Source organism: Serratia sp. (in: enterobacteria) (assembly GCF_046715635.1).
Lineage (GTDB): Bacteria > Pseudomonadota > Gammaproteobacteria > Enterobacterales > Enterobacteriaceae > Chania.
On record NZ_JBKJYW010000122.1, the window covers coordinates 1 to 22,876 of the forward strand.

At 51.1% G+C, this 22,876-nt stretch carries 22 protein-coding genes and 2 pseudogenes; 4 read left to right on the forward strand and 20 right to left on the reverse strand.

Annotation, left to right across the window (positions count from 1 at the left end):
• Positions 1-47: 47 nt before the first annotated feature.
• The 14 genes and pseudogenes from ACLQ7H_RS05760 to ACLQ7H_RS05825 all read right to left on the reverse strand — a co-directional run bounded on the left by ACLQ7H_RS05760 (position 48) and on the right by ACLQ7H_RS05825 (position 14,345).
• Positions 48-302, reverse strand: coding sequence for a type II toxin-antitoxin system Phd/YefM family antitoxin (locus ACLQ7H_RS05760; protein WP_021179555.1), 255 nt, complete (start codon positions 300-302; stop codon positions 48-50).
• Positions 303-434: 132 nt separating this feature from the next.
• Entirely contained in the window at positions 435-1,184 is a 750-nt protein-coding gene (locus tag ACLQ7H_RS05765) for a DUF3142 domain-containing protein (RefSeq protein WP_411751849.1), read from the reverse strand.
• Entirely contained in the window at positions 1,154-3,331 is a 2,178-nt protein-coding gene (locus ACLQ7H_RS05770) for a hypothetical protein (RefSeq protein WP_411751850.1), read from the reverse strand. The genes ACLQ7H_RS05765 and ACLQ7H_RS05770 overlap by 31 nt, the downstream gene beginning before the upstream one ends.
• A 159-nt stretch (positions 3,332-3,490) precedes the next feature.
• A complete protein-coding gene (locus tag ACLQ7H_RS05775) occupies positions 3,491-4,099 on the reverse strand; it encodes a response regulator transcription factor (RefSeq protein WP_411751851.1) in 609 nt (202 codons plus the stop codon).
• A gap of 9 nt (positions 4,100-4,108) precedes the next feature.
• On the reverse strand, positions 4,109-5,734 hold the full coding sequence (locus tag ACLQ7H_RS05780) for an O-antigen ligase family protein (protein ID WP_411751852.1): 1,626 nt from the start codon (positions 5,732-5,734) through the stop codon (positions 4,109-4,111).
• Positions 5,735-6,042: 308 nt separating this feature from the next.
• Entirely contained in the window at positions 6,043-6,975 is a 933-nt protein-coding gene (locus ACLQ7H_RS05785) for a hypothetical protein (protein ID WP_411751853.1), read from the reverse strand.
• A 244-nt stretch (positions 6,976-7,219) separates the two neighbouring features.
• Positions 7,220-8,053, reverse strand: a complete 834-nt coding sequence (locus tag ACLQ7H_RS05790) for a hypothetical protein (protein ID WP_411751854.1) — start codon at positions 8,051-8,053, stop codon at positions 7,220-7,222.
• 14 nt (positions 8,054-8,067) lie between these two features.
• Complete coding sequence (locus ACLQ7H_RS05795) at positions 8,068-8,631, reverse strand: fimbrial protein (RefSeq protein WP_411751855.1); 564 nt, start codon at positions 8,629-8,631, stop codon at positions 8,068-8,070.
• A gap of 10 nt (positions 8,632-8,641) precedes the next feature.
• Positions 8,642-9,142: a fimbrial protein gene (locus tag ACLQ7H_RS05800; protein ID WP_411751856.1), complete on the reverse strand. Its 501-nt coding sequence runs from the start codon at positions 9,140-9,142 to the stop codon at positions 8,642-8,644.
• Positions 9,143-9,155: 13 nt separating this feature from the next.
• Positions 9,156-9,662 carry a fimbrial protein gene (locus tag ACLQ7H_RS05805; RefSeq protein ID WP_411751857.1) on the reverse strand — a complete coding sequence of 169 codons (507 nt, stop codon included), beginning with the start codon at positions 9,660-9,662 and terminating at the stop codon, positions 9,156-9,158.
• Positions 9,663-9,767: 105 nt separating this feature from the next.
• On the reverse strand, positions 9,768-10,499 hold the full coding sequence (locus ACLQ7H_RS05810; protein ID WP_411751869.1) for a fimbria/pilus periplasmic chaperone: 732 nt from the start codon (positions 10,497-10,499) through the stop codon (positions 9,768-9,770).
• Positions 10,500-10,606: 107 nt separating this feature from the next.
• Positions 10,607-13,134, reverse strand: a pseudogene (locus ACLQ7H_RS05815) (outer membrane usher protein).
• A gap of 53 nt (positions 13,135-13,187) precedes the next feature.
• Positions 13,188-13,730, reverse strand: a complete 543-nt coding sequence (locus tag ACLQ7H_RS05820; protein WP_411751858.1) for a fimbrial protein — start codon at positions 13,728-13,730, stop codon at positions 13,188-13,190.
• A 93-nt stretch (positions 13,731-13,823) separates the two neighbouring features.
• Entirely contained in the window at positions 13,824-14,345 is a 522-nt protein-coding gene (locus ACLQ7H_RS05825; RefSeq protein WP_411751859.1) for a fimbrial protein, read from the reverse strand.
• Between the two features lie 408 nt (positions 14,346-14,753).
• Here ACLQ7H_RS05825 and ACLQ7H_RS05830 point away from each other — a divergent pair, with 408 nt between their 5' ends.
• Complete coding sequence (locus ACLQ7H_RS05830) at positions 14,754-15,563, forward strand: winged helix-turn-helix domain-containing protein (protein WP_411751860.1); 810 nt, start codon at positions 14,754-14,756, stop codon at positions 15,561-15,563.
• A gap of 4 nt (positions 15,564-15,567) precedes the next feature.
• Positions 15,568-16,044, forward strand: a complete 477-nt coding sequence (locus tag ACLQ7H_RS05835; protein WP_411751861.1) for a hypothetical protein — start codon at positions 15,568-15,570, stop codon at positions 16,042-16,044.
• A 28-nt stretch (positions 16,045-16,072) separates the two neighbouring features.
• On the opposite strand, the pseudogene ACLQ7H_RS05840 reads toward ACLQ7H_RS05835, so the two are convergent.
• Positions 16,073-16,399 (reverse strand): annotated as a pseudogene (locus ACLQ7H_RS05840) (LysR substrate-binding domain-containing protein); the annotation flags it as partial.
• A complete protein-coding gene (locus ACLQ7H_RS05845) occupies positions 16,389-16,574 on the reverse strand; it encodes a transposase (RefSeq protein WP_411751862.1) in 186 nt (61 codons plus the stop codon). The gene ACLQ7H_RS05845 and the pseudogene ACLQ7H_RS05840, both read right to left, overlap by 11 nt.
• Positions 16,575-16,807: 233 nt before the next feature.
• Here ACLQ7H_RS05845 and ACLQ7H_RS05850 point away from each other — a divergent pair, with 233 nt between their 5' ends.
• Positions 16,808-17,626: a shikimate 5-dehydrogenase gene (locus tag ACLQ7H_RS05850; protein ID WP_411751863.1), complete on the forward strand. Its 819-nt coding sequence runs from the start codon at positions 16,808-16,810 to the stop codon at positions 17,624-17,626.
• 42 nt (positions 17,627-17,668) lie between these two features.
• Here the strand turns inward: ACLQ7H_RS05850 and ACLQ7H_RS05855 are convergent, their stop codons facing one another.
• Entirely contained in the window at positions 17,669-19,858 is a 2,190-nt protein-coding gene (locus tag ACLQ7H_RS05855) for a TonB-dependent siderophore receptor (RefSeq protein ID WP_411751864.1), read from the reverse strand.
• 374 nt (positions 19,859-20,232) lie between these two features.
• Between ACLQ7H_RS05855 and ACLQ7H_RS05860 the strand changes: the two genes are divergently transcribed.
• Positions 20,233-21,204 (forward strand): colicin-like pore-forming protein, encoded by a 972-nt coding sequence (locus tag ACLQ7H_RS05860; protein ID WP_411751865.1) that lies wholly within the window; start codon positions 20,233-20,235, stop codon positions 21,202-21,204.
• A 17-nt stretch (positions 21,205-21,221) separates the two neighbouring features.
• Here the strand turns inward: ACLQ7H_RS05860 and cui are convergent, their stop codons facing one another.
• The 3 genes from cui to exbB all read right to left on the reverse strand — a co-directional run.
• Positions 21,222-21,746, reverse strand: a complete 525-nt coding sequence (gene cui / locus ACLQ7H_RS05865; RefSeq protein WP_411751866.1) for a colicin immunity protein Cui — start codon at positions 21,744-21,746, stop codon at positions 21,222-21,224.
• 258 nt (positions 21,747-22,004) lie between these two features.
• Positions 22,005-22,427, reverse strand: coding sequence for a TonB system transport protein ExbD (gene exbD, locus ACLQ7H_RS05870; RefSeq protein ID WP_411751867.1), 423 nt, complete (start codon positions 22,425-22,427; stop codon positions 22,005-22,007).
• A gap of 3 nt (positions 22,428-22,430) precedes the next feature.
• Positions 22,431-22,876, reverse strand: a 446-nt coding sequence (gene exbB / locus ACLQ7H_RS05875; RefSeq protein ID WP_411751868.1) for a tonB-system energizer ExbB, incomplete at its 5' end; no start/stop codon positions are given.

Here is a 22,876-nt window from a genome sequence, read left to right on the forward strand (position 1 = left end):
TTCGCGCAAATCCTCTCGCGCATCGTCAGTCAGTTTGTAGTTAGCCATTAGAGATCCTTCATCAACTCGTCAAATACCTGATCACCCTCATGCAACTGGCCAGCCTCTGCCTGAGTAATGGAGCGCGCAAGCTTGGCGCGCAAGCTTTGCAGTTTCAACGCCTCAAACTCGTTGTAATCCTCAACAGACATAACCACTACGGAAGGTTTACCGTTTTTGGTGATGCTGATCGGCTCACGCTGAGCTTTAGTTATCATCTCGCCAAACTGGGTTTTGGCCTGGTTGGCCGTAAAGCTAATCATGGCAATCTCCTCAGTCGTTCAAATAGGTATAAATCGTTCGATTCATACCTATTTTAGACCAGTTAAGTTCTGCATACTAGCATAAGCAAATAATATGGTTATCCAATTGATATACTTGCATAAAATTAATAACTATAGGCTCGTATTCAACAAAAACACCACCTCACCGCGATAATAAGGCGAGACGGCCAGCCGCCGTTGCCACTCGGAGTTCCAGTCGCCCTGCTGCACCAGACCGATTTTGAAAGGGATTTGTAGCTTAAGCAGCGCGGGGAGATAGCGTTCATACTCCGTGACCGTGCGCCGCCCCTGGTAGGTTTGGATCACCAACTCATCGATTGGCAACGCATTCAACTGGCCGACGTTGCCGGTCTTTGCCCAATCGAGCAGGCCAGTAACCCCCAAAGCATATTCTTTGGGTAATCGACCGCGCAGCTTATTGAGAAACTCTGCGTACTTATCCAATTGATAGGTTGCCGCATCAAAATCGATTTGTAGCCCTACAACCCGGTTACCTGCCGCAGCCCATCGGGCTGGTAAACGTAGCGCCGAAGCCAATACCTCCTCGGACATGTCCAGAGTAGCAACACGTACGGTGATCCAGACGGCGGGTGCCTGGAGCTTGCTCAGCGGCAGCCCCATTTTTTGGAAATAAGCGCCCTGACGCCCAGTGATAATTTCACCCTGATGGAGATAGAGCAGATCGGCCTGCTGCAGCGCAGGCTGCGGCCAGACGCCAGACCAAAGCCAGAACGCGCGGTAATCATGCGCATTCACATACCTACCAGCGGCGTTATCCGCCGCTACTGTGGTTGCAGAGATCGGCAACCACAGTAGCAGCAATAACCGCATCACCAATAGTATTTGAGCTTCTGTTCCCACTGGTTACCTTTATACTGGCTCTTCAACAGGTTAAACCAGCGTTGGCGGTTTTTTTGCGAGATCTCCTGCCGATCGCAGCTGTTGTAGCCGGAAGGAGAGAAACACATCACCGCCCGGTACAGCGCATAGGTTTTATCTTCCGGCTCGGCCTTGGGATCGGCGATCACTTGCTGATAATATTTTAATCTGCCGTGCGCTTTATCTTTACTCAGTTCGGCCCCTGCCAGGTCATCCAGCTGTTCATTGGCTCCTATTTCCGCTTCGGTGCTGATATCGGCAAAGGTGGTATGCAAGAACTCTGCCACACAATTCATCGCGTGCGGATCGGTCTTGTTCTTCGCCAATACGGCAACGTTAGCGTCTAGTGAAGCACAGAAATAACCAGGCTCGGTCTGACTGCCATCCCAATCGAAAACGCTGAGTGCGACATCGCCAAATACCTGTGGGTCAGGCGTCTGCTTGATGTTTTTTTTCAGTTGGCTGTCGTCAATAAACCCCTGATAGTCGCCTATCATCAGATCCTTAAACAACAGCGTATGCAGAGCGAGGGTCTTTTCTTCATCGTTAGGCGCGCCAGCGGCTTGCTGTTGCAGCAACGCTTTGTCGGCCAGGCTTTTGAGCACCAATGAGCGGTAACGCAGGTTATTGATTGGGCTGTCTGGGGCAAAAATAGCAGCGGTTTTATTTTCATGCACCAGGGCGGTGGCCAACATCAGCTGCAGATACTGTTGCTGATAAGGGGCAAGCTTCAGGCCGAGCAGATGACGCCAATGGGCTTCGGCACCCGGCCAATTTTCCTGCATCACCAGGGCATCGCCGTAGAGGATCTGCTGGCTGAACGCAATAAGATCGTTCGCGGCCAGCTGTGCTGCTGGCTGGATCGCCTTGGTGACCGCGGCATAATCCTTTTGCTGATAGAACAGCCAGGCATTATGCATATATTCCCAGAGCGGCAACTGATTGGCGGCAACAAACATGGGTTTGTACCCCTGCAGCAACTCATCGCTCACTTTCGGCATCGACGGGTTATCGAGATTGTATTTGCGCAGCCACTTCATGGTCTGGGTGAAGGTCAGCAACGGAGCATCGGCACTGCTGACAAAAGGCTGTTCTGCGCTGTCGTAAGGAATGTTGCGGCTCAGCAGGATTTGATCCCCTTCATCAATCATCGCACCAAGCGTAGTGATATCGGTGGCGGCGGCGACCTCGCTTTCATACAGCTGCGCCAGACGTGGCCAGTCGGACAGATACCAATTCACCCGGCGCTGCAACCCCTGCACGGAATCCACATATTCGCCTTTGGGGTAAGCGGCCAGATAGGCCTGTGCCCGTTGCAATGCCTGAGCGCCAGCGTCTTTATTAGCGCGCTGCGGATCGAACATGCCGTACTGATCCGTGGCATTTTCAGTGATCTGGTTCAAGGCGACGCGGAACAACATATAAGCGGCCGTTTCGGCCACCCATTGTTGGTCCGACTCTTTTAACCGTTGGAACCCGGTATCCGCATCGGCAAACTGCCCCTGATAAAACTGTTCCGCACTGGTGAGGTAATCTCTGAACGCCGCCGCATGAGAACCTTCAGCATAGCTCGCCATCAGCGGTAAAAAGTGCTCTGGTTGTGCCTCACCGCGGTAAATTTTGGCCCGGCGCAACGCCAGCAGGTCGCGTTCGGCCTGATCTAACTGCGGGTCGGCCAGCAGGGCCTGGAAGAATTGGCTGAGTGACAAAGGATTATTGGAGATCCAGCGGCCTTCATATTCGGCGGAAAAACCGGTTAACCCCGACGGTTTAATCCCTAAGCTTAATGCTAGCGCATCGAGTGGATCTTCCTGCGGCACGGCTGTTTGGCCTGGTGTGGTGGCCTGATCGGTTTCAGGCGCTGCTTCACCAGGGAATATGCCAAACGTGTATCCTCTATTGCGGCTGATATCCTGTGGCAATGACGACAACGCCACGGGCAAATTACGCATTCCCGCCGCCAACATCAGTAGATTGACGCAGGTATCATTATCGGCAGCCAGGTAGGGCACACCGCTCATTGCGCAATAGTCGCTCCAGCGGCAGCCGGTTTCATCGGAAGAGGCCAGGGCCAATGGGCTGGTACCGGAGATGGCAGAGACCACCGCGGCTACTATCAGTTTTTTCATCGATGTCCTTACTTATCTCCAGTGTTCACTCTCATCCCGAGTGAATTTTGCCTGAGATAGTGTCGTAAGCATGGCGAAAAAACAATACGTCGAAAACAAACCGGCATGGAATGTCTGTAATCTCCGGGGTCTGCCGTACAGGCCCCGGTAATGTGTTTATCACAGACCCCTGTCCTGCCCCAAGCCCCCTTGCAGCAACCAGTAATACAATTCGCTACTGCGCTTGAAGCCCAGTTTGCGCATGGCCGTGAGTTTATGGGTACTGACGGTCTTGACGCTTAGCGACAACCTATTAGCAATCTGATTGGGCGTTAATTCCCGGCGGATCCACTGCAAAACCTGCCGCTCACGTGGAGTCAGTTGCAGATAGCGATCGGTACTTTGCTTTTCTGATTCCCAAGGCTGAAGGCATGCCTGACAATACATCTCCTCTAACAGGCACATCAACGCATCAGGCTTTTCCCTACGGCCCAATACATTGAGCTCCCCCTCGGAAGGTTTTGCTGATTTGGCACGATCAATGATATTTTCCCGTACTACAATGGTTCCAAGCAGCGTGCTCCCCGGTATTTCCCAGAGTCGACAGGGCTGCTTTGCCCAGCCAGCGGGTTTGGCCAAAACCATCAGATCGATCGCTATCTCAGATGCCGCCGGCACCAAGCTCCAGGTGCAGCCTTTCTCCTGGAAGTAGGCCTGCAAGATATATTGTATCCCCAAGGCAAAAAAGCGGTTGCTATCCTGAATGGCGACGAAAATATGCGATTTCATTTTATATCCTTATTTTTTAGCTGCCGAGTCAATCCGTTCAGCATTTATTCCCTGGAAGCGCGCATCTTTGGGAAACAGACGTACCGCATCCCGACGGTACTGCTCAGCCAACGCAAACTGCCGCTGATGGCGCAATATCTGAATCAGGCTGGCATAAACATTCTTGTCGATACGCCGCTGCAAATAGCTTTGCGCCCACAAACGGTAGCCTTCTAATAGCCGCTCGTCCCGGCTGTGGTTATAGGTCAGCAGAGCATGAACCTGTTCATCGAAAATCTTGCGTTCTTGATGGATCCACGCCTCGAAAGGAGACATGTGCTTCAACGGCTCGATATCCACCAAACCCTGGCGCTCAGCCTGATTGAGCACCATGGCACCCGACAGGGAGAACCCCATGACCAGTGCAATGATGAGGGCCAATATCGCCATTGCCCTGGATGCCGTAATTCCAATGACAAGGGGCAAGGTTCGCCGTTGTGTCACCCCACCACCCAGCCGATCGGCGATTGCCAGCAACAGCAACAACAGCAGATAATGCTGGGTAGACAAATAGAACGGGTATTCCAGTTGGCTGTGGATAGCGATAGGCACCATCGCGATACACAATGACGTCGCCAACCCGGCCGACCGTCCCCCAGTGGCAAAGGCTGCACGATCATGGTGGACGGCCTGCCGTACCACACGCAGACCCGCAGCCAGTATCAACACTACGCCCAGCAGAGCTATCAGGCCGCCTTCGGCCACCCACAACAGAATTTCGTTGTGCGGGTGACGGGCGATCTCGGTCAACACCGTCGGTGGCATCTGGTTAATACGGAAATGCTGGAAACTGTACTCGTAGCCCCCGTAGCCCCAGCCCAGCCAGGGTTGTTCGCTAATCATCAACAGCGTGTCACGCAACATGCTCCAACGCGCATGGTTGCTCCCCTCGTGATCCACCACTACCGCTACATCCGCAAACCATAAAACACCGAGGCCGACACCAACACCAAGCACCATCATGCCGCAAGCCAATGCGCTGCGTTGAGGAACCCGCCGCCCGAAACACCAGAGGAAGAGTAGCGCGACAGCAATCCCCCCCAGCCAGCCCGCACGGGACTGGTTCCATACCAGCAAGGCAGACAACACCAGCAACACCCCAGCCAGGATGAGCTGACGACAGCGCTCATAGCGCGCCTGTACCAGTACCCAGCCCGGCAATAACAGCAACATCAACGCTAATGCCAACCCGCTGGCGATAAAGCTCGCCAATACGTTAGGCTGCCGGAAAATGCCATACACGCGATTGCCATATACCGGCACCCAGGCCAAGCCAGGTGAAAACAACTGCAATAACGCCAGTAGCGCCTGTATGGCAATCAGCAGCAACAGAGCCCAGCACAGGCGATGCAGCGTGCTACGGGTATAGCGTATTTGCAGGCAGGAGAAGTAAAACAACATACCCACCATCAGCCCCCCAACCCGCCATCCGGCTTCGGGTAACCAGGCTGATGGCGTATACAGCAGCGGAAGGGCCAATACTCCGCCCCCTAAAACACCCAGGCGCAACGCTGGCGTAAAAATTATCGCGCGATGCGACAGCGTCCCCCACCAAAGTGCAAAAAACAGCAGTGCCACCGCAATAATGGCGAACAAATTGATCGATAATGAAACGCCACGCCCACCCGGAGTTGGAATGTAATAGTTCGTTGCTATAACAAAAAATAAAAAGAAAAACCCAAAAAGTCTGGGATCAGATCGCAAACGTAACTTCATGGTAAAAATCCAACTATCGAACAGGCGAAAATTTAGCGCCGCTCATATAAAAACGGCTCATCACTCGAAAAAAAAGCGTACGCTTTCTTCAGTCGTGGAGGATCATGGTGAAATCTCTTAACATAGAGTTAAGTAACGGCGTCATTCTTCATGGCCATTGTCAATAACATAAATCAATAAACACACCCTCATAGCGTAGTCACTACAATAATCAGCGAGCCACTATATTCGCCCCCGGCAATTTCCTTAGCCGCACTCCGTAACTCAGAGCTAACGGTAAAGTTTCTGTAGTAGTCCACACGCTTCACGCTCCCAATTTCAGCAGATGTATTGTCAATAGCAATAAGCGACTTAAACGTATCAGGGCCGTTAAGCGTCACTCCACCATTATTGGGATAGTAATTTAGAGCTTGTACCCGCACGGTGGTAGATCCGGTGCAGCTAACAGAGACCGTAGTACTGGCACTATCGCGGTCAACACCCGTGCTGGTCACTTGATGATTTATGGTACCGCTACCGATATTGCAGGTGACTGGTGGTGTAACCGGGGGATCTGGTTCCTTTGGGGGGACACCAGCACTAGGGTTTCTGCTGCAATTTCTGGGGAATTCGCTAATAGTAAGGCCAATGAAGATAGCGAAACAAAGACTAGGGCCAGCTCTATAAATGGTTTGGCCCTGCAAAGCAGAAATTAATTCTTGCATTTCAGCCAGGGTAGTCTTAGGAGGAAGCTCGCGGCCACCAATTATATCCTGGCTCCCGGATTCGATAAACATCACACATCCTGGTTTTGGACAGGGCACTGGTCCGCCTATGTTTGTGACAGTGACCGTATTGGTTATGATATACACCTTTCCATCCACCTCTTTCCATTCAAGTTTCCCTCCGCTGGCTAAAATAGCCTCACTATAAGAGTTTACTGAGTAAGGAAAAATAAAAGAAAGTATAAAAAATAGCAAAAACCGGGTTACTGAAATATTCATAATCCAACCTGTTTTAATACCGCACGTTGCAGAAATCCGTGCCGTCGGTTTTAAGCCATGCGCCGCCACTGACAGCGTAGTAGAGGAACAGCAGCCCCAACTATTCTCTATGGATGGCGCTGACACCACGTTATTCATTTTAGCTGCCGAGTCAATCTGTTCAGCATTTCTCCGCTGGAAGCACGCATCTTCATTGTAAAAATCCAACTATCGAACAGGCGAAAATTCAGCGCCGCTCATATAAAAACGGCTCATCACTCGAAAAAAAATCGTACGCTTTCTTCAGTAGCGGAGGATCATGGCGAAATCTCTTAACATAGAGTTAAATAACGGCGTCATTCTTCATGGCCATTGTCAATAACATAAATCAATAAACACACCTTCATTCCGTAGTCACTACAATAATCAGCGAGCCACTATATTCGCCCCCGGCAATTTCCTTAGCTGCGCTCCGTAACTCAGAGCTAACGGTAAAGTTTCTGTAGTAGTCCACACGCTTCACGGTCCCAATTTCAGCAGATGTATTGTCAATAGCAATAAGCGACTTAAGCGTATCAGGACCGTTAAGCGTCACTCCACCATTATTGGGATTGTAATTTAGAGCTCGTACCCGCACGGTGGTAGAGCCGGTGCAGCTAACAGAGACCGTCGTACTGGCACTATCGCGGTCAACACTCGTGCTGGCCACTTGATGATTTATGGTACCGCTACCGATATTGCAGCTTAATGGCGGCGGCGGCGGCTCCACCGGCGGAATGATCCCCGCTTCGCTATTGAAATTACTCGGAATATAGGACCCATGCGACACCCGGCTAGTAGTTATCCCTAGAGTAAAATAGGTGAAACGATCAGAACTTGCAGCCCCGACATCTCCGGTTGTTGTTAAAAAAGCAACAAGTTGAGCCCTGGTCAAATCCTTTACGTTGGTATACCTGTGTTCTGTAACAGCACCTTTAATACTTCGCATTAAAATGCAGGTCTTAAAAGTGCCACCACGACCATATTGTTTTAACATAGCCTCGCAGGGGTAGTTGTCATTGGGCATCCAATCCCCCAATGTTATAGACTCTATCTTTACTCGCCCATTTTCTACCTGATACTTCATGTCAATACTGGTGTTACTAAAATAACCATTTCCTAGATGATAAGCCATCGCCAACGGGGCTAACGCAAAAAAACTCGCCATAGCGCAGACGTACATCCAGTATTTTTTCATGATGTCCCTCCTTATCATTCATAATCGAGTCTAAAGGTAGCCGTCGCGCTGAAGGGGCCGCGCTCAATGGTTTTATTGGCGATCGCCTTCGCTTCGCCCTGTACATAAGCCTTTAACACAATGATATTGCTGCCGGCCTGCAACGTGTATTTCCCACTGGCCTGATTAATTGGCAGGGGTGTGGCATCCAGCGTTTCCAGCCCAATCGCGATCCCTTTCGCCTGGCCACCGCTGTCCGGTGCCAGTAAGCCTGGAAGCAACAGGCTTTCTGCCTGATTCATGAAACGGACCGTTACCGTCTTGCCCAAACTCAGGTCACACTTCGCCAGATGCAGCTCAAACCTTTGCCCCGCCGTGCGTTGATGCTGGTACAGCGTCTTGTCCACAATGGTGCCAAAATCCAACGAGATCTCTTCCTGCCCCGGGGTGATAACACAGGGTTCGGCCACCAAAGCTCCATAAAAGCGCACATTATCTGCCGCAGTAGCAACGCTGGCTGGCCCCAGCAGCAGGAACAGGGCACTGACCCAGGCGCTGCGCCGGGTTACCCCGTAACACTTGCCGATGATGCGTTTCATGTTCATCTCCCTACTGATAATCCGCTTTCAAGGTCGCCAGGGCCTCAAACGTCCCTTGCGTCAGGATCGTGCCGCTCTTCTTCACCAGCACCGCTTCCAGGCGCGGCGGATTGTTCAAATCCACCTTCAACGTGCTGCCAGGCGTAAACAGTTCATTGTTCTGGTACACCCGAATTCCCAGGTTGTCCCGGTTGCTGCCCAACGCCTGCGGATCAAACACGGCAACCTTGTCGCTGCTCAGGGTCAGGGTCAGCGCCCAACTGCTGCCGGAACCTTTATCACAGGTGATCTGGTAATTAATCACCTTACGATGGTTGACACCGTCAACCGAGTTGATGCCAATCTGTTCGCCAAACGGCACCTCTACCTGCCCACCGTTATTGATGGTGCATGGCGGGGGTTCAATCAGCGTTCCGCTAAACGCCATATAGACGCTCTCCGCCCGTGACCCAGGATGGATTACCAAAACGCTGGCCAGCACTAGCCCTTGCATGATTAATGCTCTGCTCATGTTCCGTTCCCATTTACTGATACGCCATTTCCAGCGTCGCCCCTGCCGTGAAGACCCCACCGCTAAGTTTGACCCCAGCCTGTTTGACCGGCACCACCTCCAGCAGCGGCATATTCGGATAAGTAAAATTCAGCCAGCTGTTGATAGCACGGCGATTCCCCCCCTGTAGCAAGGCAATCCCCAGCCCCGTTTTATTGGTCCGCAACACGTTGCTGTCAAAACTGGCTCCAGGCTCCTGCTTAATCCGTATCTTCATAGCATTCGCCGAGTCGCTGCCGCAGGACAAGGTATAGATAACCCGCTGGCGGTAGTTATTACCGTCCACTCGGGTCGTCATCACTTCATTGAACTGCACAACGATCGGTTGGTTATCATTGAGCACACAGGCAGGCGGTTTCGTGACCGTGACCTTGACCGTAACCGTTGCCGCCTTGGCCAACCACGGGAACCAGACCAGCGCCCCAAACAAGCAGCAGAGCCATCTTTGACGTTCCTTCATTTCCCCGTCCTCATCGGTCATCACACCATCCAGTTAATCCATCAGCCTGCGCTGGGATAGGGCCTTATTCGTTGTCACTGTTTTTCTCTTTGGCCACGCCTTTATTCAACAACGATAGTCCGGCTCTTATAACGCTTTGTTCTTTGGCATCACTACCACGGTGCAACGGCTGCTATCACAGCTAAAGCTCAGCTGTGGACGCCCGCCATAGTCGTTGACGTAAGTCAGTACCGGGCTATTACCTACGCTGGCGGCACTGACCGTCAGCGGTAAAGCGGCTTTCGGCGGGACCATCAAGGGTTCAAAATCCTTTACCCCCTCACCGTTCTTTTTGTTGCTCGCATCCACAATGGTGACGTAATACGGCGTCGGGTTATTGACCATGTATTTGTCCCCCTGCTTCGTCAGCGTCAGTTGCTCCTGTGGCGGGGCCGCATTGCTATCCATGGCAATGGCCCCTGGGCGATAGAACAGTTTGACCCGCGTCTGTAGCGCAATTTGCAGCGTGTTTGCCTTGTTAGTCTTCGGCGGGATCTCTCGCAGGTTGAAGTAGTAAATCGACTCGCGATCCTGTGGTAACAGCTTGGCCGCTGGCAGCGCCTGGATCTTCACCTGGCTCGCTTTACCCGGTTCGATGCGCTGTAACGGCGGCAGTACGGTGAGCGGGGTTTGGATCTTGTTGCCCTGCTCATCCTCAATCCAGCCCTGTGCCAGATACGGCAACTGTTTGTTCTGGTTGCTGACATTTAGGCTGAGCGAGTTCTGGCTGCCATCAAAAATCACCCGGGTACGATCCAGCGCGATAGCCGCCTGGGCCTGCTGCACGCCTAATGCTCCCAGTAGGACAACGCCGATCATGGTCCACTTCGCCGTGATACCACGGGGCTGTTTGATAGTTTGGTTACTTTGCATTCTCTATTTCCCGGCCATAGTGGCGCTGTTAAAGGGTTATCGGGGTGTTCCCCTCAGTCTGCTGACGGGCTAACCGGACGACAGGGCAGCAGCAGCGTGCTCATCAACATGTTCGCAGGCAGCGGGGAGGGCATCCGTACCTCGCACTGTGGATCACCGCCCCAGTGCACCATCATGTTTTCCCCGGCGTTAATACCGCTTAGATAGACGCTGCCGCCGTCGTTGACTATCCCGGTTTCTTGCCGACGGGTATTCATTACCGTGGCACCAAACGGCGGTTCGCTTCCGTCAGCCAGTTTGATCACCGCCATCGCTTTCTCACCGGCAATCACCTCAAACTGGCGGTAGCCAATCGCCCCTTCTGTCAACGTCGCCTGTACCACCGATTTGGTCGCCTCAACGTTGTCGCCCAGCGTATTGAGATCAATTTGCGCCTGGTTGCGATAGTAGCTGTTGACATCACCGATCACCGCTTTACCCCACCAGTTGGTATTGCTGGTGCTGCCATAGCCGCGTACCGGTACTCCAGCCACCCCGTTGGTATCAATCAGCATCCGGGTGCCCCCTGCTACACCTGCTCGGTGCAACGCTCCACCTTCCGCCGTCAGCGTCATGCCCCCTTGGGCGTACATGCCTAACGCACTATAACGGTCTTGTTGATAGCTGGCGTTGGCGCTCACTTTGGCCATATCCCCTTCATGGTTGTAGAAGCCACTCAGGTTGGCTCCTCTACGCGAGCTGCCCACGTTCAGATGATAGTTATTGTGTTCATCCACCCGGTCGTAATATCCCACCCGATGGGTAGACTCATCACGGTTCACCGTGGCGTTGTAACTCACCGTCGATTTGTCGCCCCACGGCAAGGACAGTGACAGATAAGCCCCATCATCGCTGTTGCCGTTGTACTGATTGCGGAACGCCGTCAACGACAGATTAAGGTTGCGGAAACGGCCAATATCAAAGGTACGTGACAAGGTCAGGCTATAACGGTCGTTGGCGGGTCTATCCCAATAGGTCTCATGGTCATAGTTGAGGTAAGTGCTCACCCCCCAGTCACGGAACTGCTTGTTGAAGGTAATGGTGTACATCTCTTTACCGTTGCCCAGGCGCCTACCGTCCACACGGGCATCCAGGTACTCGCTCATGCTCATAAAGTCCCGCTCAGAGAAGCGGTAGCCAGCAAAGGTCACCTGGCTATCGTAATCATCGAAGTTCTTCGAATAGCTAAGGCGATAAGACCCACCGCTGAGCGTGTCATCCTGCCGTGGTAAGCGTGCTCTTGACTGGGTGATATCAAACGACAACGCACCAAACGCCATCAGGTCGCGCCCAATACCCAGCGAAAGCGCATTATAATCCCCCCCACCAGGGCACCGCCATACAACGACCAGCCGTTGCTCACCCCCCAGGAAAGCTCCCCACTGCCAAATAGCGGGCCACTGGTTTTATGTTTCCAGTCCGAAGGTTTACCCGCCGCCAACTTGAAGCGCACAGCTCCTGGACGAGTCAGGTACGGAATGCTGGCGGTGTTGAGGATAAACTCCTGCACGCTACCATCCTGCTCTTCCAGCCGTACGTTCAGTTCTCCGGTCACTGCATCACTGATATCCTGGATACGGAACGGCCCTGCTGCCACCTGGGTCTGATACAACACTCGCCCCTGTTGGCTGACAGTCACCTTGGCGTTGGTTCTCGCCACTCCGGTCACTTCCGGCGCGTAGCCGCGCAGGTTCGGCGGCAACATATTATCGTCCGAGATCAGGCTGGCACCGCTAAAGCGGAAGCTGTCGAACATCCCTGAATCCAGGTAGCTCTCGCCTATTGTCAGCTTTGAACGCAGTGCCACAATAGCGCGGTAGGCGTAATAGCGAGTCCAGTCCAACTGCCGGTACGTAGACGAACTTTCGCCACTCTGATGCTGGACGTTAAGTTGCCAGTCAGCCCGTAGACGCCAGGAACCCAAGTTCGCCCCCGTGATGCCATTGCCGCTCAAGCTGTTACTTCGGCCCCCTTGCTTCAACTGTTTCCGGCTTTGCGCGTTAAGGTTGTAGTCCAACAGCAGGCCTGGGATACCCTGCTCCCAGCGTGACGGCGGATCCCAGTTATCAGCGGTATACTCCAGGTAGGCCTGGGGGATGCTCAGATACAGTGCCGAGGTCGATAAATCCCCACGCACCTCCATGCCCTTCAGGCTAGCCTCATCCAGGCACTCGCCCTGATGCCACCAGCTGAGATCCTTGATCATTCCCTCTTTCAGCCCCAACTGCGCCACTAAGGCTTTGCTGACACAGGCACGACTACCGTTCGGATCCTCTTGCGGCACATAAAACGCTACCGGTTGCTCCGGCAGATCGTCCCTATTGATATGTACCACCATGCCGTAGGTGCCCGGCATGATAAATCCACCACGGGAAAATTGACTCAAATCGATATTTTTACGGTCATTCACATCTAGCACATCTGTATTAAACTGAATTTCCTCGGCAGCCAATACCACTATTGGTATTGCACTCAACGCCATTGAAATACACACACCAAGCACCTGAAAACGTGCCAGCCTCCCAGCAGGTGATAATTTCATGTCCCTAACCTTTTTATTAATACTTCCTCATTATGGCCGTTTATTCATTAGGGTCAGAAGTAATCCAATGTAAACCGCACCGCAGAGAAATATTCCCCCGCTTTAAATATCTGGTTATTTGCAACCAACGTTGAGGTGTAATTCAGATTCGTACTCTGTGAGAAATCGTGCTGCAACAGCAAGGGTTGCCCAGGTTTAACAATATTACCCAGAGCATCGTGGAGCCGCAGCGCTATCCCAGACGCCATCCCCTGTACGGAAAACAGGTCGCCCTCTGCATCGCCATCAAAGGTTATTCGAAAAGATTTCTTGTTAAGGAATGATAGGCCAGGGCGATCCAACTCACAATCGAGCAGCTTAACCGTAAAGGATTTACCTTGCCCATGACCGTCACGAATAATATCGTTTAACGGCACCACACCCATATTAACGGTTTGGTCACGGCTTTCGACCGCAATCGTACAGGCAGCATCAATAATGGATCCTTCCATATTGATAAACACCATATTCCGCACGGAAGATCCCGCTATGGCGGTAAAGGGCAACGCGATAAGCATGCAGGAAAGCACGACAATAATATGAATCATTCTTCGCATAGTCGCTATCCTTAACGCCATACCGAGTCCACGAAAGAGCATACGGATAACTCCGCATGCCCAGGTAGGCTATACCAATGATGGCCTAAGCGATTATTGGTAGGCTAAGGTAAAGTTAGCTGTTGTCGAGAATGCCCCTTCGGTGATAGTGGCAGAAGCACCGTCACCCTGCAGGTAGGCAGCAAAGTTCAGGGTATTATCGCCATTCTGCAGCAACTGAGGTTTGGATGCCGTAGCCAGCTTGATAGGGCCATTAACATCCGTAATCACGATGCTGGCTCCCAGCCCTGTTCCCAGGCGATCTGCAACAGCCCCAACTTCACCATTGAAAGAAACGGTTACTTTGTTCTTGGCATCAACACCGTCACTGATTTCGCAGCCTTCCAGCTCAATCTTGAAATCACGCGCCGTAGATTGACCGCCGTTTTTCAGCAGCACGTTAGAAATCTGCCCCAGTTCCACCGTCTGTTCGCCATTACCAGCAATAGAACAAGGCGCATCAATAATAGAGCCGGTAAACACCACTTTACCATGCCCTTGATCTTTTGCTGCGTGCGCCAAAGAAGACATGCCAAAAGCGACAACCGCAACCATCATGATTTTGTTCAGTTTCATTTACTGCATCCTTTATGTTGTAAATTTTATCTTTTACGCCGTTGTTAAGGGACCCAACGTTCCTTGGCGTTTCCATATGCCGAAAATAAATGTTGACGACGGCCTCAATGCTAGAGATCGGGGGCCAGAAAAGCAAAATAACACCAAATAACAGCCATTATTTAGTTTTAAATATCTTAAATTACGTAAAAATTAGCATTTAATTTTTAATGGCTCAAAAAAAGACCGATAAACAGCAGGTAACACTATCTTAAATTCAACTCATTATTATCGGTAAAAAAATAGTTGAGACAAAGGTTGACGGAGGGGGTAAGTTCCAACTAAATTCCCACCCAAACTAAATTGATAAGACTATTCTTATTATTGAGCGCCGTTAATCGCGAGTACCAAGGACGTTGGACTATTATCATGAAATATATAATAAACTTGAATGTTATCTTTGATCCTGACAGCAGAGTTTTGACGCTTAAGAATGACATTCAACAGTCTATTGAATTATCAAAACCGGCGACTCGGCTACTCAGTGAATTGATCAGTAACAACAGGGTTAACCTGGAGCGTGATGACATCCTGAAAAACGTGTGGGAGGACTATGGCTTTTCACCGTCCAATGCCAGCCTGAATAATCATATTAGTGAGCTAAGAAAGGCATTCACTAACCTCGGGATTAGTAAGGATATTATTTTTACCGTACCCCGTGTCGGTTTTAGAATGGACGCGGAGATCCATCCGATACAAAAAGCTATCGCCGAGCCTGCACCGAGCCATGAGATACCCACGATTAATCAAGGGGTAAAGATTTCCACCAACGACGCGCCAGCAGAAATCGGCGAGCCAAAGGATCGTGGCTCACTCTATCTATCGTTAAAAAAGCACCGCATGCTCTCTTTCGTGCTGGCCCTGTTACTGTTATTGACCACGCTGATCGGCATGACCACGCTGATACACACCAAAAAAGAGAGCATCAGCTTCCTGGTGACGCATGACAAATGCAGTATCTATAACTTGAACGATAACAAGCCAGATAAAGATTATACGGCTAAAATAATCAAGGAGATGACAGAAGAAGGGATAGATTGTTCGCGGGAAGACCTGGATGTTTTTTATGCCGAAGCGCACCCTGACAACGACCGTCTCAGAGTTCGGCTACTCGCCGCCTGCAGTAAAATTGACGCCACCAGGTATAAAAATTGTTTAAATTACAAAACAGTAGAGTAATAGCATGAAAAAATTCGCCGTAGCCCTGCTGCTGATTATTAGCCTATGCGCCATTCTTTTTTATGTCTATCAATATGCCTCTCGCAAACCGTTCCATTGTGATGCTCAGATGTTTGCACATCTCAAAGTCCGTGATGGTGACGGCGTTGAGGTTAACACCCATGTCGACGTCATATTTATTTCGCAGCATGAAGGGAGTATAAAATTTTCCGGCTCGATCAAGAATCAGGGGCATAGCTATATCCTGAGAAGGACGGTCTTCTTTACCATCGCCCCGTCCGAGCTGGAAAACGTGAACAAACTCGTCTTTACCCATACGGAGAGCCATCCCGTGGATAATACGCCAACGGACCTATGGGAGAACAGAGTGTTACCGCAAACTCCGGGTATTGAGTTTCACTCCAAGATCATGGCATTAGATAAAAATGCCATTATTCTGAAAGGATTTTCTAATCCGTTGCTCATCTGCATCCGCCGCTAAAAGCCCCAAAAGTTCCGCCGATCGGCCACTACCGGCAATGCTGTCTGAACAGACGGGCCAGGTAGGCGCCCATCGGCGTGAGCGTCGTATCCTTTCGTTGGATCAGGTAGAAGGTAGCCTGCGGTAAGGCCTCGTCCAATTCCAGTGCTACCAGGTGGCGGCCTAAAATAGGATCGGAGATCACATCGACCGACAGAATGCTGACGAAATCACTCTGCGCCACCAGGCTGGTACAGGCCATAAAGGTCTCACAGGTGACGCTGATCGCCGGTGCCATCCCCATATCACCAAACAGTTCATGTAGCAGGCGGTAGTAGCTGCCATTGGGGGTTGGCATAGTCCAATCACAATTTTCCTGTCGTTGGTGCCACTCCACCTCGTTCACTGCTTAGCTGGTGTACCCAACGCTGCATAGCCGTGCTACCCACCCCCATTGCTTCGCAGGCTTGGGCAATTGAGTAGCCTCTGTCGAGAACAAGGCTTGCAGCCTCACATTTGAATTCCGCAGAAAAAGTACGTCTGCCTTTCATTGGACACCTCTTTTGTATCAGGGAAGTTTGTCACCCTTATTCGGTGTCCAAGATCATTAAGCCACATCAAACCACGCGCTCCGGACTGCTCCCTCGCCCTTTGGGAGAGGGTTGGGGTGAGGGGAAAAATTTGTGCTCAATAACCCGTCTTTTGGCGTAAGCTGAACCGATTATCCCCGCCGGATGCTTGCCAGCCGGTGGGGACCCTTCTTTCAATGCGCTAAGGGCCTGCCATGAGTCGTGAAATCAACAAAGATACGCAGCTGTGTATGTCGCTGGCCGGTCGGCCAGGCAATTTCGGCACCCGTTTCCACAACTATCTGTATCAGGAACTGGATCTGAACTTCATCTATAAGGCGTTCACCACCAAAGATATTCAGGCAGCGGTCGGCGGCGTGCGTGCTTTGGGTATTCGCGGCTGTGCGGTTTCCATGCCGTTCAAGGAGAGCTGTATTCCGTTCCTTGATGAGCTGGATGCGTCGGCCACGGCAATTGAGTCAGTCAATACCATCGTCAACGACGACGGTTTCCTGCGGGCCTATAACACCGACTATATCGCCATCGCCAAACTGCTGGCGAAATACCAGATCCCCCCGACCACCTCATTTGCCCTACGTGGCAGCGGCGGTATGGCCAAAGCGGTGACCGCCGCCCTGCGCGATGCCGGGTTCAAGAAAGGTTATATCATTGCCCGCAATCCGCAGGCGGGCCAGGCACTGGCAGCGCAGTATGGCTATCAGTGGCAACCAGAAGTCGGAGATTTACAGGTTGAGATGGTGATTAACGTCACGCCGATCGGCATGGCGGGCGGAAGCGAAGCCGAGCAGTTGGCCTTTGAACCGGCCACGATCAAGGCTGCGAAAATCGCCTTCGACGTGGTGGCTTTACCGGCAGAAACCCCGCTGATCCGCTATGCCCGTGAGCAGGGTTTGCAGGTGGTGACCGGTGCCGAAGTGATCGCCTTACAGGCGTTGGAGCAGTTTGTGTTGTATACCGGGGTGCGCCCTTCCGATGAGCAAATCACCCGTGCTGCGGCACATGCTCGCGGCTAATGATATCCCCTCGCCAGAGGGGATACGTAATACCAGCAGCGATTAGAACGACAGGGTCAGGCCCGCGTAATAGGCCCGGCCCGGTTCGTTGTAGGTCGAAGCCCCTTCGTTTTCACGGTAGATCTGCTTGTCGAACAGGTTGGTGACGCCGGTTTTCAGGCTCAGATCCTTCATCAGATCGTAATTGACGCCAATGCCTACCACCGAATAAGCCCCGACTTCCTGAGTGGCAAGCGTGCCAGCTTCGTTACGGATCTCCGCATATTCGCGCGGCTTTTGCCGGCCATACATCGTCCAATTCAGGTTGGTGGAGAGCTTATCGGTGACCTGATAATCCAGCAGGGTATTCACCGTGTACTTGGGGATCACCGACAGAGGATTCCCGGTATCCTTGTTTTCGGAGGTGATCATATAGGTCGCGTTAGTGCGCCAGGTGAGCATATCCTCAACCAACGGCACCACCAGGTTGCCCTCCAACCCTTCGACCAGCGCTTTACCGCTGTTTTCCCAACGCAAGATGTTGTAACCGTTAGAGGCATGGCCAACAATCTCGGTGCCCGCCACGATCTTGTTTTTATAGTCGTTGCGGAAATAGGTAATACCCGCATCGTAACCCGCCCAGGTAAATTCCAGGCCGATCTCTTTGTTAACGCTGGTTTCCGGATCCAGATCGTTATTCCCCAGCAGATAGCAACTGCCTGAAACTATGTCCTTCGGGCACCCGTTACCACGGGTGGATAACAGATAGCCTTCGCTGGACTGGTACAGGTTTGGCGCTTTAAAGGCTCGGGCAATACCGGCCTTCAGTTTGAAATACTCGCCGAGCTCCTGCGAAATGTTCAGGCTAGGGCTCCAGTTAGCGCCATATTTATTGTGATAGTCGAAGCGCAGCCCAGGGATCACAAAGGTTCCCGCCAGAGGCTCGATGTTATCCTCAAAATAAAGTGAACTGATGTCGGCGCTATTTTTAGCGCTGCGCTCGGAGGGATCGCCAGAGACGCCGCCGATGATGATGCCACTGGAGTCGGTCATCTGCATGGAGGCCGGATCGTTGAGCTTTTCACGGTTCCACTCGGCACCCAGCGTAACGTTCTGCTCAAACAGCAGATCCAGCGGGATATTCAGCTCACCGCCGGTGCGATAATTCTCCAGCCGGCTGGTGTTGTAAGTATCGTCGTTGATCATCCCCTCAATGCGGCCAGTTGTACCCTCCGCCAGACGGGTATTGTTGGTTTTCTCATAGTTAAAGTTCAGCCGGGATTGGCCCCAATCCCAGATGCCATTATGGGTAATGCCGTAGCTCTGGCGATACAGGCGGTTAGTTTCCTGGCCGTACAGCGAAGCCACCAGACCACCAGGGCTGAGATTGCCATTGCTGTATTGGGTATCGCCCGCGTAGATATTGCCCTGGCGGCTGTAGGCATAGTCAAAGTCGAGGATCTGCTGCGGGTCTATTTTCCAGGAGAGTGAGGCATTGATATCTTTGTTTCTGACGCCTTCACGCCCTGCGGCATTGGAACCGTTCTGCTGGGTGTTGATGTCATAAGCATCGGCATCGGTTTTATTGAGGTTACCGAACAGGCGCATGGTCAGCACGTCACTGACCAGCGGGCCGCTTAAGCTGAAGTTGGCGCGATTGGTCGCCCCTTCCTTGTTGTTTTCTGGCTGGTTGGTAAACAGCGAGAGCGTGCCATGCCAGTCTTTGGTTGGACGTTTGGTAATGATATTAACCACCCCGCCTGCAGCACCTGAGCCATAGCGGGCTGCGGCCGGGCCACGTAACACCTCAATGCGCTCAACCATTTCCGCGGGCACCCAGTTGGTATCGCCACGGGTATCCCTTTCGCCACGCCAGCTATAACGCACTGAATCACGTGAGGTTGCCGGAACTCCGTCGATCAGGATCAAGGTGTTTTCGGGCCCCATTCCTCGTATATCAATCTGCCGATTATTACCTCGGCTACCGCTGGCGCTATTGCCAGTAAGGTTTACGCCGGGCATTCTGCGGATGATGTCGGAGAGGTCGTTGACCGGTGGCGTTTTGCGTATATCCTCGGCGGTGATAATCGAAACCCCTGGCTGTTGTTTCAGTTCCTCCGCTGCGGTGGCACGCACCACCATGGTTTCGTTGTCCTCTACCGGGACTTCCTCTGCCGCCATCCCACCGCTACTGAACAGCCCCGCCAGCAGGATCGCACCAGGCCGCAGTCTGTTTTTTTTCGGTATAACCATCGCAATAATCCCTTTTATTTAAAGTAGTTAATAATAATTGTAACCATTTTTGTAATTGCGAATTGTAATGATAATCATTACTAGTTAAACGCAGGAAAGCGTAAATTCACAATTTCTCCATACTTCTGGCGGGATGTTTTTTAAGCGGAAGAATGGCGAATATGGCTATCGAGGATTATGCAAAAGGCGGCACATCAGGGAGCTGCGAGGATAGCTGGCAAAGCCAACACTTGTCAGTTTTGTGTCAGTTACGGCACAACTGAGAATCATTATCATTAATTGAGTTGCCCACTAGAAACGAATATCATTCTCAATACTGTATATAAACACATATACAGAACTCACCCTAATTGTGAACAAGAAGAGGAACTCATATGATTGACGAAATTGTTGGCTACGATCCCTACAGTTGGAATAATGGAGTAGCTCCAGAACCGGGGCTAGCATGGGACGGTGGCGCATGGGGTTGGCCTACAACAGGTATTGACTCTGGCGATCTAATGATTGTTTGGCCTGCAGGTGATAACTCAGTATCTGACCAAACCAAGAAGTTATTAGACAATAATATTTGCCTGCGCTGCGGACAGAAAAACTGTCCCTATATAAAGAATGGAAAAGATTATAAAGAACTCAGAAGTGCATTGAGCAAAGGTAATATGCCTTTAGCCAAAAAAGTATACATGACTCGATTTGCTCAATTTGGTGGAATGAATAAAGGCACATTTAAAGAGGCACTTAAAAAACAACAGGAGGCAAAGGCCAAAGCAGAAAAAGCGTTTTTGCTGAACATTTCCACCATTGTTTCCAGTTCAGCAGAAGGGATTAGTAAACGTTTGGGTAAAAATTACCAACTTGCAGCTGATGAAATTGCGAATAACATTAAAAACTTCCAAGGAAAGAGAATAAGAAATTTTGATGATGCAATGGCATCTTTAAATAAAACAATGTCAAACCCAGGTATGAAAATCAACAAGGGAGACAGAGATGCTCTTATTCAGGCATGGAGATATACGAACGTTAACGACATGGCAAACAAGCTCAGTAATTTTGGCCGATTCTTTAAAGTCGCAGACCTGGTGATTAAGGCTGAGAAAATACGCGAAAAAAGCATAGAGGGCTACGAATCTGGAAACTGGAAGCCACTGATGTTAGCGGTGGAAGCTATGGTGTTGAGTGGAGTAGCGTCTAGTGTTGCCTTGGCAATAGTGACTGGAATACTCTCTTTATTTTCAATGTCTGTATTACCAGTAATAGCCGCCATCCTGGTAATTAGCATTGCGTCATCTTTTATTGACGCTTCACTTGCCGAAACACTGAACAATAAAATCATTGATTTATTAAATTGATATAAAGCCCGGCGCTCTTATCGTAGGGCTGCGTACTCTGATGGGAATCTCACCAAAAACCATAGGAAAAGTGAAGTAAATAAATATATCCCAGTAAAAGTAATCACGTAATAGACAAAAAGAAAATAATCATTAGAAGATAAAAATTTAAGTAGTCTGTTTCCATGTGATACATCAAGTGAGCAAAAAATAAACATATAAATATATATAGCGTAAACGATAGAAAAGAGAACAAACCTGACTATTATCGAATACAAACCGACGCCACTAAGCTTAAGCCTTAGATGATTTCTGTATTTAATGACAAAGTAAAAGGCAAAAAATAACGCTAACTTGCAATACAACCCTAAGACTGAACTTAATAAAATATTATCAGAGGATATATTTATCGGGTGAATTTTGGTTATCTCAACGCCAAGTTCAAATAGTTGGGCAGTTGGGTTTAATTTAAAGTAACAGAAAAGCAAAAACAAGGGACATAGCCCAACAGCTAATGTCATAAACAGTTTTCTCTCAGCAATACCGCTTTCCCCTTCCCGCATCACGCCCCCAAATTTTGCAATTAATGCTAATTAGTCTCTATGCCATTCTTGAATACACTCAATTGATAAAGAGTATCATTATCAATTGAAGCATGCCAGAATTTCTGCAAGAAATGTTCAATGCCGGAATACCACAGGCACCATTCAGGCTATTGAAGCGCAATCAGTGAGTAGCGTAGGAATTTTCAGGTTGGTATCTAGATAAGACAAAGGGGCTAATCATAAGCCCCTTTTGATATTTTACCGTGACGTTAAGCGTTACTTGGCCACGCCTTCCATTCCCACCAGCCCCACTTTCAGGTAGCCGGCTTTGCGTAGCGTATCCATCACGCTCATCAGCGTTTCATAATCTACGGTCTTGTCCGCCTGGAAGAAGATGGTGGTTTCTTTATTCGCCTGCGTGCGTTGATCCAGCACCGCCGTCAGTTGTTCCGCCGCCACCGGTTCATCGCCCACGTACAGCTGCTTGTCTGCCTTCACCGACAGGAACACCGGTTTTTCCGGACGCGGCTGCGGTTTAGCGGAAGAAGCGGGTAGATCGACACGAATATCTACCGTTGCCAGCGGCGCAGCCACCATAAAGATGATCAACAGCACCAGCATGACGTCGATAAACGGCGTCACGTTGATTTCATGCAGTTCGCCGCTGTCGTCCAGATCTTCATTTAAGCGCATCGCCATAACTCACCCCACCCGCAGTTGGTGCGCATGCTGCGAACGTTTGGCATCGGCCGAAGCCGCCAGATCCAGATCGCGGCCCAACAGCAGCAGCACCTGCGCCGCCACATCGCCCACTTGAGCACGGTGGCCGCCGATAACGCGAGCAAAGATGTTGTAGATTACCACCGCCGGAATGGCCGCAACCAGACCGAGCGCGGTGGCCAGCAGAGCTTCCGCAATACCCGGAGCAACGACCGCCAGGTTGGTGGTTTGCGAATGGGCAATGCCGATGAAGCTGTTCATGATGCCCCACACGGTGCCGAACAGGCCGACAAACGGTGAAATGGCGCCGATGGTAGCCAGGAAGCCATTGCCGCGCCCCAGTTGACGCCCGTAGGCCGCTACGCGGCGTTCCAGACGGAAACCGGTACGCTCTTTAATGCCGTTGTTGTCGTTAGAGGCTGCCGACA